Here is a 19,391-nt window from a genome sequence, read left to right on the forward strand (position 1 = left end):
ACTTATACTAATCTGATTTTAAAGAAGTATCTGCGATTTTAAATTAGTACTATACCAACGCGGTATATTTACTGCGTTGGTATTTGTGCTTTCAAAAGGGCAATCAATTAGAATTTGTCTGATTTGCTATTCACAAAAATCGTATATTGTGATATACTGATTTATTAGGAATTATATATGTTTTAACAGTTTTTACGCGAAGGAGGTAGTTTTTTGTCGCAAGAAAAGAAGTTTCAATTGAGTAAAAATGAATTGAATGTTCAATTTGATAATATAGACAAAATTAAGTCAATCTACGAAAAAAAATACAAAGATAAAACATTGCTAGCTCATGTTCACTCTTATGGGTGTCAACAAAATGTAAGTGATGGTGAAAAAATCAAAGGTATGCTTGCTTTGATGGGATATGGCTTTTGCGATAGTCCCGATGAAGCTGACTTGGTAATTTATAATACTTGTGCTGTTCGTGAAAACGCAGAAGACCGTGTATTCGGTAATGTGGGTGCATTGAAACACAAAAAAAGAAGAAATCCCGATATGCTGATTGGATTATGTGGTTGTATGACTCAGCAAGAACATATTGCCGAAAAAATCAAGAAAAGTTATCCACACGTTGATTTTGTATTCGGTACTCATGCATTACCGAAACTTCCTGAGATCATGTATGATGCAATCAAGCAAAATAAACGTATTTTTGATATCAACGAATATGATGACGAAATTGTTGAGGGAATACCGATTCAAAGAGATCAAACATTTAAAGCATGGCTTCCTATTATGTATGGTTGCAATAACTTTTGCACATACTGCATTGTTCCTTATGTTCGTGGAAGAGAGCGCAGTAGAACCAGTGCTGAAATTGTAAAAGAATTTAAAGGTTTAGTAGCGCAAGGCTATAAAGAGATTACCTTATTAGGCCAAAATGTGAATTCCTATGGTAAAGGGTTAGAAGAGGATATTAACTTTTCCCAACTGTTAAGGATGCTTAACGAAGTGAAAGGTGACTTTAGAATTCGTTTTATGTCTTCTCATCCAAAGGATGCAACAAAAGAACTAATAGATGCAATTGCTGATTGCGATAAAGTGTGCAAACACTTTCATTTACCTGTTCAATGTGGAAGTGACCGTATTCTCCAATTGATGAACCGTCATTATACCATTGAAAGTTATATGGAATTGATTGATTACGCACGTAAAAAGGTTCCTGATATTGCGTTTACAAGTGATATTATCGTTGGCTTTCCACAAGAGAAATATGAGGATTTTAAACAAACAGTAGAGTTGGTAAAAAAAGTAAGATTTGATTCTATCTTTTCGTTCATTTATTCCAAACGAGTTGGTACAAAAGCTGCAGAAATGGAGGATCCAATTTCAGTTGAAGAAAAATCAAATTGGTTCCAAGAGTTGCTTGAAACCCAGCGTAGTATTGGAAAAGAACGATATAAAGAATGTGTTGGCAAAACTTATCGTATTTTAGTCGAAGGTGAAGGAAAAACAGGAGCTGAATACTTAACTGGCCGTAATGATGGTTATATGATTGTTGATTTTAAAGGAGAACAAAACTTAATAGGACAATTCGTAAACGTAAAAATTACGCAAGCATTAAACTGGGCATTGTTAGGCGAAATTGTGGAATGATAATTATTCAGTATTTACGCTGAAAATATGTAAAAGAACTATTTTATAAAACAGTAGCTCATAAAATTGCGCAACATTTGTATGGCGGATGGGAAATAACTCAAAAGCCTACGTTGCTAAAGTAACGGTTAAAATTGTGAATTGCAATTTTAACGCAAATTAGTATATAAATTATATTGCGAAAGCAGGAATGGAGAAAATAATGGATATTATTAAAATGGCAAGAGACTTAGGAAAAGCAATTCAAGAAAGCCCTGAGTATAAAAGAATTAACGCAGCAAAAGCTGCAAATGATGCAGACGTTGAGCTTCAAAATTTAATTGAAGTTTTCAATATGACAAGAGTGAAACTTTCAACTGCAATGCAAGCAGAAGAAAAAGACGAGCAACTTCTAGCTAAATTAGATAAAGAGCTAAAAGAAACTTATACAACTGTTATGGGCAACAAGAATATGCTTGAGTTTAACGATGCAAAACAAGATATTGATAAGCTTATGAATCAAATTAACACTATTTTAGTTGCTGCTGTTAATGGTGAAGATCCAGAAACTTGTGAAGCAGAATCACATTCTTGTGGCGGAAGCTGCTCTAGCTGTTCAGGCTGTCACTAATATTTATTTCAATTAAGGAGGAACCCACATTGGCCAATCTATCACCGATGATGCAACAGTATCTTGATATTAAAAGTCAACATAAAGATCATGTTTTGTTTTTTCGTTTAGGAGATTTTTATGAAATGTTCTTTAATGACGCAATTAACATTTCAAAAGAGCTTGAATTAACTTTAACAGGTCGTGACTGTGGTATGCCTGAAAGGGCGCCAATGTGTGGTATTCCTTATCATAGCAGTGAAGGCTATATTAAAAAGCTGATTGAAAAAGGCTATAAAGTGGCTATATGTGAGCAGGTTGAAAACCCTGCTGATGTAACCAAGGGAATCGTGAAAAGGGAAGTAATTCGAGTAGTTACACCCGGAACAGTTATTGAGAATTCCCTTTTATCCGAAGAACAAAACAACTATATTGCCTCTATTATTATTGATAATAAGGCATTTGCTATCTGCTTCGCAGATATATCTACCGGTGATGTTTATTTAACCGAGCAAAAAACATCAAATGTTTCAGTAGAAGTAATAACTGAATTATCAAAATTCATGCCGACTGAAATATTATTTAATGAAAATTTAGTGTCCCTAAAAGAAATAGGGGAGTTTATTAAAAATAAACTTTCAACTGTATGCGAGATGTATGACAATGAAGTCATAGAAAACAGCGTATGTATTAATGAAATATTGAATCATTTTAAAGGCCAAACTTTAGAAGATTTAAGTCTAACCGAAAAACCACTCGCAATGAAAGCTTTGGGTGGTCTAATTAACTATGTAAATAAAACCCAAAAAAACGGTGCGCAGCGAATTGTAAAAGTAAATATCTATAAAGAAAATCAGTATATGGGTATTGACATAACTGCAAAACGCAACCTTGAAATTACAAAAACAATGCGTTCAGGTGAAAAGCGTGGAACGTTACTATGGGTATTAGATAAAACAAAAACAGCAATGGGCAAACGATATATTCGCAAAGCATTAGAGCAACCTCTTGTTTCTTTAAGCGAAATTACAAGACGTCAAAATGCAGTGCAGGAATTATATCAAAACAGCTTTATTCGTGAAGAATTGGCGGAAGCATTAACAAATGTTTATGACTTAGAGCGATTGATGACAAGAGTTGTATATGGTTCAGTTAGTCCTCGTGAAATAAGGGCATTGGCATTTACAATTTCTCATTTGCCAAAAGTCAAAGAAATTGCTAACAGATTTCAATGTAATTACTTGAGTGATGTTAATGCAAATTTAAACACGCTTGAAGAAGTATATGCGTTAATCGATAACGCAATTGTTGACGAACCTCCTATTACATTGAAAGATGGCGGTGTAATTAAAACAGGATTTCATTCACAATTAGATGAATATCGTGATTTATGTAACAATGCAAAAGGCTATATTGCAAATATAGAAGAAAAGCAACGAGAAGAAACAGGAATTAAAAATTTAAAAATAAGCTATAATCGTGTATTCGGTTATTACATAGAAGTTACCAAATCTAATTTAGATATGGTACCAGAAACATATATCAGAAAACAAACTCTGGCTAACTGTGAACGTTATATTACACAAGAGCTAAAAGACTTAGAAACAAAAGTATTAAGTGCAAGCGATAAAATTCAAGCCTTAGAAGCCGAAATTTTTGATGAAATCAGAAAATTTGTAGCTTCAAAAATTGATGAAATTCAGCAATCTGCAAGTGCAATTGCCAAGCTTGATTTTATTCTATCCTTAGCAACGGTAGCCCAAAATAATAATTATGTATGTCCTACTATTCAATTGAGTGGAGAAATAACGATTAAAGATGGTCGACATCCCGTTGTAGAACAGATGTTAAAAGACTCTTTGTTTGTTCCAAACGATACGTTGCTGGATAACAAAGAAAATAAAATGCTGATTATTACAGGTCCGAATATGGCTGGTAAATCTACATATATGCGTCAAGTTGCCGTTATTACCATTATGGCTCAAATAGGCAGCTTTGTACCTGCAAGTAGTGCAACAATCAGCATTTGTGATAAAATATTTACTCGTGTAGGCGCTTCCGACGATTTAGCGGCAGGTCAATCTACTTTTATGGTAGAAATGAGTGAGGTTGCGCATATCTTAAAAAATGCTACATCCAACAGCTTGGTTATTCTTGATGAAATAGGAAGAGGTACTTCTACCTTTGACGGCATGAGTATTGCAAAGGCAGTAGTATCTTATATTGCCCAAAATAAAAAGCTTGGTTGTAAAACTTTATTTGCTACTCACTATCATGAATTAACGGCTATGGAAAATGAAATCGAAGGCGTTAAAAACTATAATATTGCTGTAAAGAAACGTGGAGATGATATTACATTTTTACGCAAAATTATACGCGGTGGAGCAGATGACAGCTATGGTATAGAAGTTGCAAAATTAGCTGGTATTCCGCAAGCTGTTGTTACTCATGCAAAACAAATACTTGGGGAGTTAGAACATCTAAATCCTGAAATTAAATTTGTAAAAAACGAAAGCAAAGAAAACGATGAAATCGAGTTTTCGCAAATGAGCTTTGAAAGTGAAAGTAACCATATCATCATAGATAAATTAAACGATTTACAAATTGACACATTAACACCAATAGAGGCTTTGAATGTGTTATACGAATTAAAAAAATTAGTGTAGGAATTTTTAAAGGAGGCGATAGCTGTGGGAAAAATCAATATTTTGGATAAGAACATATCTGAATTGATTGCAGCGGGAGAAGTAATCGAACGACCTGCATCTATCGTAAAAGAACTGGTGGAAAATGCAATTGATGCCGGTTCAACTGCAATAACAATTGAAATCAAACGTGGTGGTATCAGCTATATTCGAATTACGGATAATGGATGTGGATTTGAAAAAGAAGATATACCGGTAGCTTTTAAACGTCATGCTACTAGTAAAATTACGTCGACAGATGATTTGGACTGCATTGCTACACTTGGCTTTCGTGGTGAAGCATTAGCTTCAATTGCGGCAGTTTCTAAGATGGAGCTTACCTCAAAAACAATATCGGAGCAATTTGGAAGCAGTATTTACTTAGAGGCAGGCGAAGAGGTTTCGTTTGAAGAAGCAGGATGTCCTGACGGAACAACAATGATAGTTAAGGACTTATTCTATAACGTTCCTGCAAGATTAAAATTTCTAAAAAAAGATATTTCCGAGGCTAATGTTATTTGCGGTATTGTGGATAAATTAGCTTTATCCAACCCTCATATTTCGTTCAAACTGATTAGCGATAACAAAGTTAAGCTTCATACCCCAGGTAATGGGGATATGCTCTCAGCTATTCATGCTGTATTTGGAAAGGACTTTTCCGGTGCGCTGATTCCTGTAGATTATGAATACAATGGAGTACAAGTTACCGGCTACACCTCAAAAGCTAACGCCAGCAGACCAAATCGAGCAATGCAGCATTTCTTTGTAAATACAAGATATGTTCGTTCTAAAGTATGTACTGCCGCAATAGAAGAGGGCTATAAAAATGCAATTATGATAGGAAAATTTCCGTTTTGCGTTTTAGATGTTAAAGTGCCTTTTAATAGCGTGGATGTGAATGTACATCCTGCAAAAATAGAAGTTCGCTTTACAAATGAACGATCAGTATTTGATGCAATTTATTTTGCAATCAAGTCTTCACTGGCTAAGACCGATCATTTAACGAACGCAATACAATCGAATAAAAATCTTGCAAATGCACAGCTTTTGTCAAAATTTAAAAATGAAGAATCAGAGCAAATTAAAATAAATGTTGAAAAACCGAAAGAACCAATCGTATATCAACCTAAGATGCAAGCGCAGTCTACAGCACAAGTATTTAGTACAAAGGCTGAATATGAAGTACAAGTAAAAAAGCCAACTCACAAAGAAGTTGTTGTTCAAAAAGAAGATAATCATACAGTGTCCAATGATTTATCTCAATTTCAATATATCAATCCAGAAAGCTTGAAGCCAAAAGCAGTATCCAAAAAGGAAAGTGATATTCCAATTATAAAGTTGGAACAACCAATTGAGGAAGAAAAAGAAATTCAGCAATCAATAATTCATGAAGAACAAGCAGCTCAAGAGTATGATTTGCCAATTCGCATGATAGGGGAACTTTTTAAAACATATATTCTTTTTGAAACTGGCGAGAACTTTATTATGTTAGATAAACATGCGGCGCATGAACGTATTTTATACGAAAAATTAAAAAAGTCAATTTTAACGGAACAAAAACAAATGCTGCTGAAACCGATAATTGTAAATTTATCTTCAGCTGAGTTTAATGCCCTAATTGCAAACGAAGAGCTGCTAAATTCTATGGGATTTGTTTTTGAAGAGTTTGGAGCAAATACTGTAGCTGTACGTGAAGTACCATTAGTATTATCCCATTATGATATTCAGACTATATTATTGGACATTGCGGTAAAACTAAGTGAGAATAAGCGTGATGTATCAAGTGGTGTTTATGAAAATCTACTGCATTCTATTGCGTGTCGTTCGGCAATCAAGGCGAATGATACAAATTCAATTGAGGAATTGAATGAGTTAATTCGAATGGTAATTACAAATGATGAAATCAGAAATTGTCCTCATGGAAGACCAATAGTCACTATGTCTTCTAAATATGAAATTGAAAAGCAATTCGGCAGAATTTAATTTTTAATAATGGAGAACTGAAATTGAATAAAATACCGATTATTGTAGTTGTAGGTCCAACTGCGTCCGGAAAAACAAGCCTAGCAGTTCATGTTGCAAAAAAATACAATGGTGAAGTTATCTCGGCAGATAGTATGCAAATTTATAAAGAAATGAATATTGGTACAGCAAAACCAACTATTCAAGAAATGGATGGCGTGCCGCACCATTTGATAGACTTCTTAGAACCAAATCAATCCTTTAGCGTTGCAGATTATGTTGCACTAGCTCATAAAGTGATTGCAGATATTTATTCCCGAAAAAAGATACCTGTAATTGCGGGTGGAACAGGACTGTATGTCGCATCACTGTTGAATAATATTCAATTTAGTGAAACTCAAAGTGATGATACGATACGTAATAAACTCTATTCATTTGCAGAACAAAATGGTGCAGAGGCATTACATCAAAAGCTGATGGATATTGATCCTGTTTCAGCAACAGCAATTCATCCCAACAATATACCTCGTGTGGTAAGGGCGATTGAGCTTTATGAATTAACGGGTATCACTATGGAAGAGCATCAACGTAACAGTAGATTAGTTCCTTCAAAATATAATGCGTTAAAAATAGGGTTGAATTATAAAGATAGAAGCATATTATATCAACGAATTAACCAACGAGTGGATTTAATGATACAAGATGGGTTATTAGAAGAAGCAAGTACAATATTATCTAGTGAATATGCTTCTACTGCAATGCAAGCCATAGGCTATAAGGAGTTATCGCCATATTTTAACGGATTATTATCTTTAGATCAAGCTATTGCAAATTTGAAACAACAAACTCGTCGATATGCCAAACGCCAACTAACATGGTTCCGTAGAGATGATGAAATTCAATGGTTTTATCCAGATGAATATGAAAATATACAATTATTACAAAAAAATATTGATAATTCTATAGATAATTTTATTAATGTATGTTATGATTAAGATAATTCTATAAGTTTTATAGATTTATAAGACATTTGAAACGACAAAAATAAAGAAGAGGATGAAAATTGTATGAAAAACATTAACCTGCAAGACGTTTTCTTAAACCAAGCTAGAGTTGAGAGAATCGCGGTAACAATTTTCTTAACGAATGGATTTCAGTTTAAAGGCATTGTAAGAGGATTTGATAACTTTACAATTGTACTGGATTGTGACGGTAAGCAAAATCTAGTATATAAGCATGCTGTATCTACAATTATCCCAGCAAGACCAATTTCTATTTTAGAGTCAGCAACAAAAGAAGAAAATACTAATGAAACGCAGAGCAAATAATTTATGAATTCCTTAGCATCAAAAATAGTAGCAGTTGTAATATCACTTTTGTTATTCGCTTATGTTGGATATCAAGCGTATGTCAGCTTTTATAAACCATATGAAACGGAAATTGTAAAAGAAGGAACCTATATCTACGATGTAGACCTTGATGGATTTTTTGTCCGAGACGAAACTGTTTTAGATACAAAAAAACAAGGTGTTGTAAGTTATAGGTTTAAAAATGCTGATAAAATTCCAAAAGATGCAACCATAGCTCGAATGTATGAAAACGAAAGTGACTTGTACAACTTAAGAAAAGTAGAAAAACTAAAAGAACAAAAATCAATTCTTCAAGAAGCCTTAAAAACAAAGAACACAGAGCAACTCGATGTAATCAGCAATCAAGTAAGTGCAAGCCAATTAGATTTATTAAAACAAGTTGATGATGGCAACCTCACTAACCTGAATAACACCTATAAAGACTTGCTGCTTAACATCAATAAAAAAGAGCTGAGTATCAACAAAAATGCGAATATCTCCGAAACAATAACTAATATCGATAATCAAATAACCAAGTTAACTTCGGAGATATCCAATAAAAATATCGATGTAACTACAAATAAAGCCGGTTATTTTTGTAATTATGTTGATGGATTTGAAACAGTGTTTACATTAGATTCTTTAAAATCCATATCCATCAATGATGTACAAGAAAAGCTTAAAAATAAGAAAACGCAACCGCAAGAGAATGTAGGACGCATTCAATCTGATACTACATGGCACTTTGTTTCTTTAATTGACGCTAAAGATGCGGAGTCTTTTGCTAAAGGACAAGCTGTTACGTTAAAATTCAGCTCCAAAGTGTCAAAGAAAGTCACTGCAACTGTGGTTGATGTTATTTCTGAAAAAGATAATAAAAAGAGCGTGGTTGTATTTACTGGAAATTTCTTTGATGAAGATATTTCAACTATGCGATTTGAAAAGCCAAAAGCAATTATGAAATCATATTCCGGAATTCAAATACCAAAAGAAGCTATTCGAGTTGAAAATGGCAAAAAGGGTGTATATACTCTATTAGGAAAAACGGTTCGTTTTCGTTTGGTTGATCCGGTTTATGAAGATAATGATATTCTTGTAAGCAAGTCCAATTCGGATACCAAATATGTTTCTGTTTATGATAAAGTAATTACTAAAGGGAAAGATTTACATGAAACAAAATGATCAGAATAAGCTTCTTGAGCGTCTAAAAAATATTCAAGATCAGGTAGCAGAAAGCTGTCTCAAATCAAATAGAACGTTAAATGATGTCAATATTATGGCGGTAACCAAAACGGTACCGCCAGAATTTGTAAATTTAGCAATTGATAATGGAATCAACCTAATTGGTGAAAACAAAGTACAAGAATTTCTATCAAAATATGAAGATTATCATATAAAAAAGCAAGGAATTCATTTTATTGGACACTTGCAAACAAATAAGGTTAAGTATATAATAGATAAGGTAAACATGATTGAATCAGTCAGCTCTTTTAAATTGGCAAATGAAATTAACAAAAGAGCAAAAGAGAACAATTTGTTTATGAACATTTTATTAGAAGTAAACATTGGACAAGAACCGTCTAAACAAGGTTTAATTCCAACCGAAGTTATGAATATTGCCGAGCAGATTACTCAATTAACAAATGTTAAATTGTGTGGGGTTATGTGTATACCTCCAAAGGACAATACAGAATTTTATTTTGACAAAATGAATACATTATTTAATCATTTAAAAGATGCTCATTTAGAAAATAGCTGTATTCGCTATTTATCTATGGGGATGTCTTCGGATTATCAAATGGCAATAAAGCATAATTCCAATATCGTCAGAATTGGTAGTGCATTATTTGGAGAAAGAAATATTGGAGGTTAGTACTATGGGTTTAGTAGACAAATTTAAGGGAATGTTTGTTTCATTGGATGACGAATATGAAAACGAGGTAGAGTTTATGCCAACTTCAAAAAAAAGCGAACCTGATTATCATTCTTATGAAGAAGCAGAAATTGAGAAAAAAGCAAATAAAGTTGTTAATATACATGCTACTACACAATTACAAGTGATTTTAGTTAAACCGGAACAATTTGAAGATGCAAGTACAATTGCAGATCATTTAAATGCCAAAAGAACTGTTGTATTAAATTTGGAATCTGCTACAAAAGAATTATCAAGAAGATTGATTGACTTTTTGAGTGGTGTTGCATATGCAAACAACGGTCAAATTAAGCGTGTAGCAAACAGTACTTTTATCATAACGCCTTATAACGTTGATATTATGGGCGATTTAATTGATGAATTAGAAAACAATGGTGTTTATTTCTAAATATGAATTCAAATAACCTTGAGATAGCAAAGCAAGATGAATATTTAAAAGCAAATATCAGTAATATGGTGAGTGCTGCTAAATATAAAAATCAAGTAAAGTTTACAGGATTTTTAGATGAACGCCAACAGTTAATTGCACAACAGCAGCTTTCAAAATTACGTTACGGCAATTTCATTTTTTATGGTGGAACAGATAATTGCGACCGCAATGTGCTTGGAATTTTTCCCGAGGATATTGAGGCCAGTTTTGATATGTTTCCGATTGATAAAATTCAACTATCATTTAGCAATCGAAATGAAATTTCTCATCGAGATTGTTTAGGCTCACTAATGGGACTTCAATTAGAGCGAACCTGTATTGGCGATATTCTAATTGATACTGATAAAGTCTTGTTTTTTGTAATGAATACAATTTCCGATTTTATATTAGTAAATCTAAATAAAGTGGGAAAGGTAAATGTTACACCATCATTATCAGAGAGTTGTAATATTGAAAAAATTGATAAATATGAAGAAATAAATGGGACTGTTGCTTCTTTGCGCTTAGACTGTATTGTGGCTTTGTTACTTGCAAAAAGTAGAACAATATCCGTTGAAACAATTGTTTCTGGGCGCGTAAAAGTAAATTACTTTGATGTGGATAATATATCTTATATTGTAAAACCCAATGATGTAATTACTATTAGGGGAAAAGGAAAATATATTATCGGCGATGATTTGAAATTAACGAAAAAAAGTAGATATTTTATAGAGGTTAAAAAGTTAATATAAGGAGGGCTTGGCTTAATGACAGGAAAACAGATACTAGAAGAAGAATTTGAAAAATCAGGCATGAGAGGCTATCGTGCCGATCAAGTAGATGCGTTTTTACAAACCGTTGCTACATATGTTGATGACGTGAATGCTAAAAATGAAGATTTAACATATAAATTACAAATACTAGCTGATAAAATTGAAGAATACAAAAAAGATGAAGAAAGTATTCGGGAAGCTTTATTAGGTGCGCAAAAGCTAGGTTCTTCTATTTTAAACGAGGCAAAAGCAAAAGCAGAAGCAATAACAAAAGAAGCAAAATCAACTTCGGATGAATTGCTTTCTCAAGCAAAAACAAAAGTAGAGATTATGACAAAAGATTCTTTGCATAAAGCCAATATGGAAATTATCTCAATAAAGAAAGAAACCGATTGGGAACAAAGAAAACTAGATGCTATGAAGATGGAGGTAAGTAATTTTAGATCTGCCATTTTGAAGCAATATAAAAATCATTTAGATTTGTTATCTAATTTACCAAGTTTAGAGCAACCTAATAATGAACCCCCAATTGAGAAAAAACAGCCTGTTGAAGTACAACCAAAAGAAACATCAACAGAAGAGGTAGTAGAAGAAAAATCAGAAACTATTGCTTCTGAAATGCAAACAATAACCTCTGCTATTGTTGATTCAGATAATAATATTGAAGAGGATTCCAAAGAACATACTCGTGAATTTAATGGATATCGTAATTCTGTTACTGCTCCATTGGATTTAGATGAAAAAGAAAAAGAGCAATTGAAAAACGAGTTTAATTCTCGTTTGCAAAGAAAGAATAACATTATCGAAAAATATGGTGAATTAGCGTTTGGAACGCATAAAGATAGTAATTTATAATCAAGGAGAGAAACAAATTAATGGCACAGGATTACAATAATACGTTGAACCTTCCGCAATCTGAATTTCCTATGCGTGGAAATCTACCAAAAAGGGAACCAGGAATGCTAGCTGAGTTCGAAAAAAATGAACTTTACTACAAACTAATGGAGAAAAATGAAGGCAAACCTTTATACGTTCTACATGATGGACCTCCATATGCAAACGGTGATATACATCTAGGACATGTTTTGAATAAAGTTTTGAAAGACATCGTTGTAAAACATAAAAATATGACTGGATTTAAGGCTCCATATGTTCCTGGTTGGGATACACACGGACTTCCTATCGAGTTAAAAGCATTGAAAAAAGACGGCGTTGATCCTACATCTATTGATGCTATTTCTTTAAGAAAAATTTGTCAAGAATTTGCTCAATCTTTTGTAGAAAATCAAAAGAATCAGTTTAAACGTCTTGGCGTAATTGCTGACTATAATAACCCATATTTAACTTTAAAACCTGAATTTGAAGCAAAGCAAGTTGAAATTTTCGGCGCAATGGCAAAGAAAAACTTCATCTATAAAGGCTTAAAACCGGTTTACTGGTGTAGTGGATGTGGTACAGCACTTGCTGAAGCTGAAATTGAGTATGCTGAAGATAAATGCAATTCTATCTATGTTAAATTTAACGTAGTTGATGATAAAGGCATATTTGAAAAACTTGGTATCGATAAAAAAGATGTGTACTTTGTAATTTGGACAACAACTACTTGGACATTACCGGGTAACGTTGCAATTTGCTTAGGTCCTGATTATGAATATACACTTGTAAAAGTGAATAATGAATATCTTGTAATGGCAAAAGACTTAGTTGCATCTACTATGAAAGCTGCAAAAATCGAAGAATTCGAAACGGTTGGCAGCTTCAAAGGTAGCGAATTGGAATACATGAAAACACAACATCCATTCTTAGATAGACAATCTCTTGTTATCTATGGTGACCATGTAACACTTGAAAGTGGTACTGGTTGTGTTCATACTGCTCCTGGTCATGGTGTTGAGGACTTTGAAGTTTGTAAAAACTACAAAGAGCTTCCAATTGTTGTACCAGTTGACTCAAAAGGTAAGCTAACAAGTGAAGCAGGCGAATTTGCAGGTCTTACAACTGATGCTGCAAACAAAGCTATTGCTAAGAAATTAGAAGAAACCAATAATCTTTTCGCTTTAGAAAAAATTAATCACCAATATCCACACTGTTGGAGATGTAAAGATCCAATCTTGTTCAGAGCTACCGAACAATGGTTCTGCTCAATTGATGGATTTAAGGAAGACGCTTTAAAAGAGATTTCAAAAGTTAAATGGATTCCTGCATGGGGCGAAAAACGTATTGAGAGCATGGTAAAAGACCGTAGCGACTGGTGTATTTCTCGTCAAAGAACATGGGGCGTTCCAATTCCAATTCTTTATTGTAAGGATTGTAATAAACCTGTAGTAAATGATGAATCCATTAAAGCTATTTCAGAGTTATTCAGAAAAGAAGGCTCTAATGCTTGGTATATTAAGAATCCATCTGAATTCTTACCTGCTAACTTTAAATGTGAATGTGGATGTAATGAGTTTACAAAAGAATCCGACATTATGGATGTTTGGTTTGATAGCGGTGTTTCTCATGCTGCTGTTTGCGATGAACGTGATTATCTACAATGGCCTGCAGACTTATATCTAGAGGGTGCTGACCAATACAGAGGTTGGTTCCAATCATCATTATTAACGTCTGTTGCTTGGAGAGGTGTTGCACCTTATAAAGCAGTATGTACTCATGGTATGGTTGTTGATGGTGAAGGCAAGAAACAATCTAAATCTCTTGGTAATGGTATTGCTCCTGAAGAAATTATTAAGCAATATGGTGCTGATATTTTAAGATTATGGGTTGCATCTTCAGATTACCATTCTGACATCCGTATTTCATCTGATATCTTAAAACAATTATCTGAAGCATACAGAAAGATTCGTAATACTGCGAAATATATCTTAGGTAACCTATATGATTTCAAGCCTGATACAGATATGGTTGAAATGAGCAAGTTAACTGATTTAGATAAGCTTGCATTATACAAACTAAATGGTTTGGTTGAAAAAGTAAATACAGCTTATGAAAATTTAGATTTCCATGTTGTATTCCATGCTATCCACAATTTCTGCGTTGTTGATATGTCAAGCTTCTATCTTGATATTATAAAAGACAGATTATATTGTGATGCTGCTAATGGTGATCGCAGACGTTCCGCTCAAACAACAATGTATATTGTTTTAGATGCGTTAACAAGAATGATTGCACCAATCTTAGCGTTTACATCCGAAGAAATTTGGAGCTTTATGCCTCATAAAAAAGCGGATGATGCAGGATCTGTATTATTTAATGAAATGTATCGTTCTATTGATGTAAAAGTTGATAATACTTTTGTTGAAAATTGGGATACTATTTACAACGTAAGAAACGACGTACAAAAAGCACTTGAAATCAAACGTACAGAAAATGTAATCGGTAAATCATTAGAAGCAAAAGTTACTTTATATTGTGATGGCACACTTGCTGATTTATTGAATTCCATGAGTGAAGATTTAGCTGAAATCTTTATTTGTTCTCAAGTTCATATTGAAAACGGTAAAGGCAACTTTGCTGGAGATATGGAAGGTTTATCTGTAACAGTTGAAAGTGCAACCGGTGAAAAATGTGAACGTTGTTGGATTTACAGCGATACCGTAGGCTGTGATAGCGAACATCCAACGCTATGTAAACGTTGCGCAGAAGTTATGAAATAAAAGTTTTGACAAAATTGGCGTTTGAAATATAACGTCAATTTTGTTGTCAAGTTAAGGAGCATAATAAAAAGTGGCTTTTAATATGCTCAATGAAAAGGATGGTCATAAATATGAAATATTTTGCATTATCCTTCTCTTTACTTATAATTGGTCTTGATCAACTATTTAAAGAATTAGCAATTATATATCTCTCACCAATTGCTACACATCCAATTATTGAAGATATATTCCATTTAACCTATGTTGAAAATAAGGGCGCTGCATTTGGTATAATGCAAGGAAAAAAAATCTTTTTAATCGGTGTTACATTTTTAGTTATTATTGCAGCAATTGTGTTTATCTTAATGAATAAGGTGAAAAGTAATTTCTTTTTATGGTCTTTGGCGTTAATTATTGGTGGCGGAGTTGGAAACTTAATCGATAGAGCTTTTAGAGGATTTGTTGTAGATTACCTTGATGTTAGATTAATTAACTTCGCTGTGTTTAACTTTGCAGATTGTTGCGTTGTTGTCGGCACAATTTTAGTTATGATTTATCTGATTTTCTTTGAGGGTAAAAAAGGAAAGACTAGTGTAATAGAAAATAAGATAGTAAAAGCTGATTCTTCAACAGAACTCGGTAGGGATGATAATGAATAACAACTATACATTTGAAACACATGAGAATATGGTTGGTGTTAGGCTTGATGTGTTTTTGGCAAATGAAATGGAGTCACAATCACGCTCCAGTATTCAAAAACTAATTGAAGATGGCAATATCTTAGTAAATAATAAAGTAATTGCTAAAAACTATAAACTAAGAAAAAATGATAGCATTTCAGTAAATATTCCCGAATTATCTGAGCTTGAAGTAACCGCAGAAGATATTCCACTTGATATTGTTTATGAAGACAACGATTTGTTGGTTGTGAATAAACCAAAAGGAATGGTTGTCCATCCAGCAGCAGGAAATTATAACGGTACAATGGTTAATGCTTTAATGCATCATTGTAAAGACTCACTTTCAGGAATTAACGGTGTAATTCGTCCGGGGATTGTTCATCGTATTGATAAAAACACCAGTGGACTTTTGATTGTTGCAAAAAACGATAAAGCACATATCGGTTTATCAGAGCAGATAAAAGAGCACAGTTTTTTAAGGGAATATGAGGCTGTTGTATATGGAAACGTAAAAAACGATAGTGGAACAATTGATTTGCCTATTGGACGCCATAAATTAGAACGAAAAAAGATGTGTGTCACGCAAGAAAATTCTCGAAATGCAATTACTCATTATGAAGTAATTGCTCGTTATCAGGATTTTACTCATATTCGATTACGATTAGAAACGGGGCGTACCCATCAAATTCGTGTACACATGGCATATATCGGTTATCCAATTGCGGGTGACGATGTTTATGGGCCTAAAAAAGTAATCAAAGCGTTGAACGGTCAATGTCTTCATGCGAAAACGATTGGATTTATTCATCCAATAACGAAAGAGCAATTATATTTTTCGAGTGAACTTCCGAATTATTTTAAAAGCTTTATTGATAAAATCAAGAAGGGAAATAACAATGAGGGTTAAAGATATTACCTTAGTTTCTGATTTAGATGGTACAATTGTTCCTATTTCGGGTATTGTATCAGAAAAAAATAAACAAGCCATCAAAAAGTTTCAAGAATTAGGTGGAACCTTTGCAGTTGCAACAGGTCGTTCTCCTATTTCTGCTAAAAGCATATTGGAAGCTTTGGATGTTGATGGCATTATAATAGCTAATAATGGCGCTTTGATTTACGATATCAAAAATAAGAAGAGTTTATGGTGTAAGTATCTAGAGCCAAGTTATAAACAAGTAGTAGCTTATGCAAAGCATCATTATCCTAATGTCGGTATTGAGCTAATTACTGATGATGGTAGATATTATATTGCTTCAAGTAATGAACGTGTTGCAGAAATTATTAGAGGAACAAATTTTTCAGTTAATTATGTTGAAGAGAAAGATTATCCTGATTGCTGCTGTAAAGTTTTATTTGTACCGAATGATGATGAATTCAGACCTTTTGTTGAGGATATGTTAAACCAACGATTTGAAGATATGGAGTTTGTGGAATCCGGTGGAAATTGCTTTGAAATGATGGCAAGTGGCATTTCAAAAGGCTATCCATTTGAGCGACTCATTGGATTTTACAACAAAAAGCTATCTGATTCTGCGGCAATTGGCGATTATTATAATGACGTTGAAATGTTAAAAAAAGCTGCAATCGGAGCAGCAGTAGAGAATGCAGTTAAGGACGTGAAAAAAGCTGCAAATATTATCGTAAAAAGTTGTGAGGACGATGGTCTTGCTGATTTTATTGACTATCTGATAAACAATTCAGAAAAATAAATATTTAAATGGAGGATTTGTAATGGATAAAACACGAAAAAAAGAACTTGAAATCTTAGCATTAAAAGCACGCATGGGTATCATTGAAGGCGTTTATAATGCAAAATCCGGTCATCCGGGTGGTTCACTTTCTTGTGTAGATACTTTGACATATATTTATTTCAACGAAATAAACGTTGACACTAAGAATCCAAAATGGGAAGGCAGAGATCGCTTTGTTCTTTCTAAAGGACATTGTGCACCTGCGTTATATTCAGTATTAGCTTTAAAAGGATTTTTCCCTATCGAAGAATTAAAATCACTAAGAAAAGTTGGTGCTATGCTTCAAGGACATCCTGATATGAAAGGAACACCTGGTGTTGATATGAGCACCGGTTCTTTAGGACAAGGAATATCTGCAGCTTGTGGAATGGCATTATCAGCTAAGTTATCAAATAAAGATTATAAAGTATTTGCAATGTTAGGCGATGGCGAAATTCAAGAGGGCCAAGTATGGGAAGCTACAATGATGGCAGCACACTATAAATTGGATAACTTGGTTGCTGTTGTTGATAATAATGGCCTTCAAATCGACGGACGTATAGATGAAGTTATGTCTCCAAATCCAATTACCGATAAATTTGCTGCTTTTGGATGGCATGTAATTTCAATTGATGCCCATAATTTTGATGAAATTGAAGCTGCATTCAACGAAGCAAAAACTGTTACAGGAAAACCTACTGTAATTGTACAAAAGAGCTTTAAGGGCAAGGGCGTTTCTTATATGCATGATAATGTTGCATGGCATGGTAATGCGCCAAGTGAAGAGCAATATCATATTGCAATGGCTGAATTAAATGAAGCATTAGAAAAAGTACAAGCTGAATAGATATCAACATTTTGCGTGAAATAGAAATGAAGGAGAATGAATATGTCCGATAAAAAGATTGCGACTAGAGATAGTTATGGTGCTGCACTGGTTGAACTAGCACAAGAGGATGAGAATATAGTTGTTCTTGATGCCGATTTAGCTGCTGCTACAAAAACCGGAATGTTTAAAAAAGCATTTCCAGAACGTTTTATAGATTGTGGTATTGCAGAGGCAAATATGTTAGGAGTGGCAGCTGGTCTTGCTACAACAGGTAAAAAAGTATTTGCAAGTTCATTTGCGATGTTTGCCGCAGGAAGAGCTTTTGAGATTATCAGAAACTCAATTGGTTACCCACATTTGAAAGTAAATATTTGTGCTACCCATGCAGGTATATCTGTTGGTGAAGATGGCGCAACTCATCAATGCAACGAAGATATTGCTTTAATGAGAACAATTCCTGGTATGACGATTATTAACCCATCTGATGATGTTGAAACAAAAGCTTGTATGAAAGCATTATTAAGCTATGATGGCCCAGCATATGTTCGTTTAGGCAGATTAGCAGTTCCTGTAATTAACGATCATGAAGATTATAACTTTGAAATTGGAAAAGGCATTGAGTTAGTAAGTGGAAACGATATTACAATCGTGGCTACAGGATTAATGGTAGCTGAAGCACTAAAAGCTGCAGAAACTTTAAAACAAGATGGTATAAATGCTCGTGTGATTAATATTCATACAATTAAACCGTTGGATAAAGAGATTATTTTAAAAGCTGCAAAGGAAACAGGAGTTATTGTGACTGCTGAAGAACACAATATTATTGGTGGTTTGGGAAGTGCAGTGAGCGAAGTTGTTTGTGAAAACAGCCCAATTCCTGTATTAAAAGTTGGAGTAAACGACGTATTCGGTATGTCTGGACCGGCTGTAGAGTTGCTTGTGAAATATGGGTTGACGGCAGACAATATTGTTGCAACTTGCAAAAAAGCATTAACAATGAAATAAACTTTCAGAAGCTGTTCATAAAAATGAACAGCTTCTATTAATATAGAAATCAAGAGAATTATACTAATTTTACTAAATTGACGAAGGTTATTAGCTGGATTTTTTAGTTGCAAATCAGTTGAAAATATTATATAATGAATCCTATAATGTAAATTAAATTATATAATTTGCAAGT

General features: G+C 33.6%; 17 protein-coding genes. All 17 read left to right on the top strand.

Going from position 1 to position 19,391, the window contains the following annotated elements; all coding sequences use genetic code 11:
* Positions 1 to 213: 213 nt before the first annotated feature.
* A complete protein-coding gene (miaB, locus tag RBG61_RS00130; RefSeq protein WP_307944530.1) occupies positions 214 to 1,638 on the top strand; it encodes a tRNA (N6-isopentenyl adenosine(37)-C2)-methylthiotransferase MiaB in 1,425 nt (474 codons plus the stop codon).
* A 202-nt stretch (positions 1,639 to 1,840) separates the two neighbouring features.
* Positions 1,841 to 2,248, top strand: coding sequence for a YlbF family regulator (locus RBG61_RS00135; protein WP_307944531.1), 408 nt, complete (start codon positions 1,841 to 1,843; stop codon positions 2,246 to 2,248).
* 29 nt (positions 2,249 to 2,277) lie between these two features.
* Positions 2,278 to 4,893 carry a DNA mismatch repair protein MutS gene (mutS, locus tag RBG61_RS00140; RefSeq protein ID WP_307944533.1) on the top strand — a complete coding sequence of 872 codons (2,616 nt, stop codon included), beginning with the start codon at positions 2,278 to 2,280 and terminating at the stop codon, positions 4,891 to 4,893.
* Between the two features lie 24 nt (positions 4,894 to 4,917).
* Positions 4,918 to 6,894 carry a DNA mismatch repair endonuclease MutL gene (gene mutL / locus RBG61_RS00145; protein WP_307944535.1) on the top strand — a complete coding sequence of 659 codons (1,977 nt, stop codon included), beginning with the start codon at positions 4,918 to 4,920 and terminating at the stop codon, positions 6,892 to 6,894.
* A 23-nt stretch (positions 6,895 to 6,917) separates the two neighbouring features.
* The gene (gene miaA, locus RBG61_RS00150; protein ID WP_307944537.1) at positions 6,918 to 7,868 is read left to right on the top strand and encodes a tRNA (adenosine(37)-N6)-dimethylallyltransferase MiaA; all 951 of its coding nucleotides are present in this window, start codon (positions 6,918 to 6,920) and stop codon (positions 7,866 to 7,868) included.
* Between the two features lie 72 nt (positions 7,869 to 7,940).
* Positions 7,941 to 8,201, top strand: coding sequence for an RNA chaperone Hfq (gene hfq, locus RBG61_RS00155; RefSeq protein WP_307944538.1), 261 nt, complete (start codon positions 7,941 to 7,943; stop codon positions 8,199 to 8,201).
* A gap of 3 nt (positions 8,202 to 8,204) precedes the next feature.
* Positions 8,205 to 9,404, top strand: coding sequence for an HlyD family efflux transporter periplasmic adaptor subunit (locus RBG61_RS00160; protein WP_307944539.1), 1,200 nt, complete (start codon positions 8,205 to 8,207; stop codon positions 9,402 to 9,404).
* A complete protein-coding gene (locus tag RBG61_RS00165) occupies positions 9,391 to 10,095 on the top strand; it encodes a YggS family pyridoxal phosphate-dependent enzyme (protein ID WP_307944540.1) in 705 nt (234 codons plus the stop codon). The genes RBG61_RS00160 and RBG61_RS00165 overlap by 14 nt, the downstream gene beginning before the upstream one ends.
* 4 nt (positions 10,096 to 10,099) lie before the next feature.
* On the top strand, positions 10,100 to 10,543 hold the full coding sequence (locus RBG61_RS00170; RefSeq protein ID WP_307944541.1) for a cell division protein SepF: 444 nt from the start codon (positions 10,100 to 10,102) through the stop codon (positions 10,541 to 10,543).
* A gap of 2 nt (positions 10,544 to 10,545) precedes the next feature.
* Positions 10,546 to 11,316: an RNA-binding protein gene (locus RBG61_RS00175; protein WP_307944543.1), complete on the top strand. Its 771-nt coding sequence runs from the start codon at positions 10,546 to 10,548 to the stop codon at positions 11,314 to 11,316.
* A gap of 15 nt (positions 11,317 to 11,331) precedes the next feature.
* Positions 11,332 to 12,192, top strand: coding sequence for a DivIVA domain-containing protein (locus RBG61_RS00180; protein ID WP_307944545.1), 861 nt, complete (start codon positions 11,332 to 11,334; stop codon positions 12,190 to 12,192).
* A gap of 20 nt (positions 12,193 to 12,212) precedes the next feature.
* Complete coding sequence (gene ileS, locus RBG61_RS00185; protein ID WP_307944546.1) at positions 12,213 to 14,993, top strand: isoleucine--tRNA ligase; 2,781 nt, start codon at positions 12,213 to 12,215, stop codon at positions 14,991 to 14,993.
* A gap of 110 nt (positions 14,994 to 15,103) precedes the next feature.
* Positions 15,104 to 15,631: a signal peptidase II gene (lspA, locus tag RBG61_RS00190; protein ID WP_307944547.1), complete on the top strand. Its 528-nt coding sequence runs from the start codon at positions 15,104 to 15,106 to the stop codon at positions 15,629 to 15,631.
* The gene (locus RBG61_RS00195) at positions 15,624 to 16,559 is read left to right on the top strand and encodes an RluA family pseudouridine synthase (protein WP_307944548.1); all 936 of its coding nucleotides are present in this window, start codon (positions 15,624 to 15,626) and stop codon (positions 16,557 to 16,559) included. Before lspA ends, RBG61_RS00195 begins: the two co-directional genes overlap by 8 nt.
* On the top strand, positions 16,549 to 17,361 hold the full coding sequence (locus tag RBG61_RS00200; protein WP_307944550.1) for a Cof-type HAD-IIB family hydrolase: 813 nt from the start codon (positions 16,549 to 16,551) through the stop codon (positions 17,359 to 17,361). The genes RBG61_RS00195 and RBG61_RS00200 overlap by 11 nt, the downstream gene beginning before the upstream one ends.
* Before the next feature lie 22 nt (positions 17,362 to 17,383).
* On the top strand, positions 17,384 to 18,229 hold the full coding sequence (locus tag RBG61_RS00205; RefSeq protein ID WP_307944552.1) for a transketolase: 846 nt from the start codon (positions 17,384 to 17,386) through the stop codon (positions 18,227 to 18,229).
* Positions 18,230 to 18,271: 42 nt separating this feature from the next.
* Complete coding sequence (locus RBG61_RS00210) at positions 18,272 to 19,216, top strand: transketolase family protein (protein WP_307944554.1); 945 nt, start codon at positions 18,272 to 18,274, stop codon at positions 19,214 to 19,216.
* The last annotated feature ends 175 nt before the right edge of the window (positions 19,217 to 19,391 follow it).

The organism is Paludicola sp. MB14-C6 (genome assembly GCF_030908625.1).
Lineage (GTDB): Bacteria > Bacillota > Clostridia > Oscillospirales > Ruminococcaceae > Paludihabitans.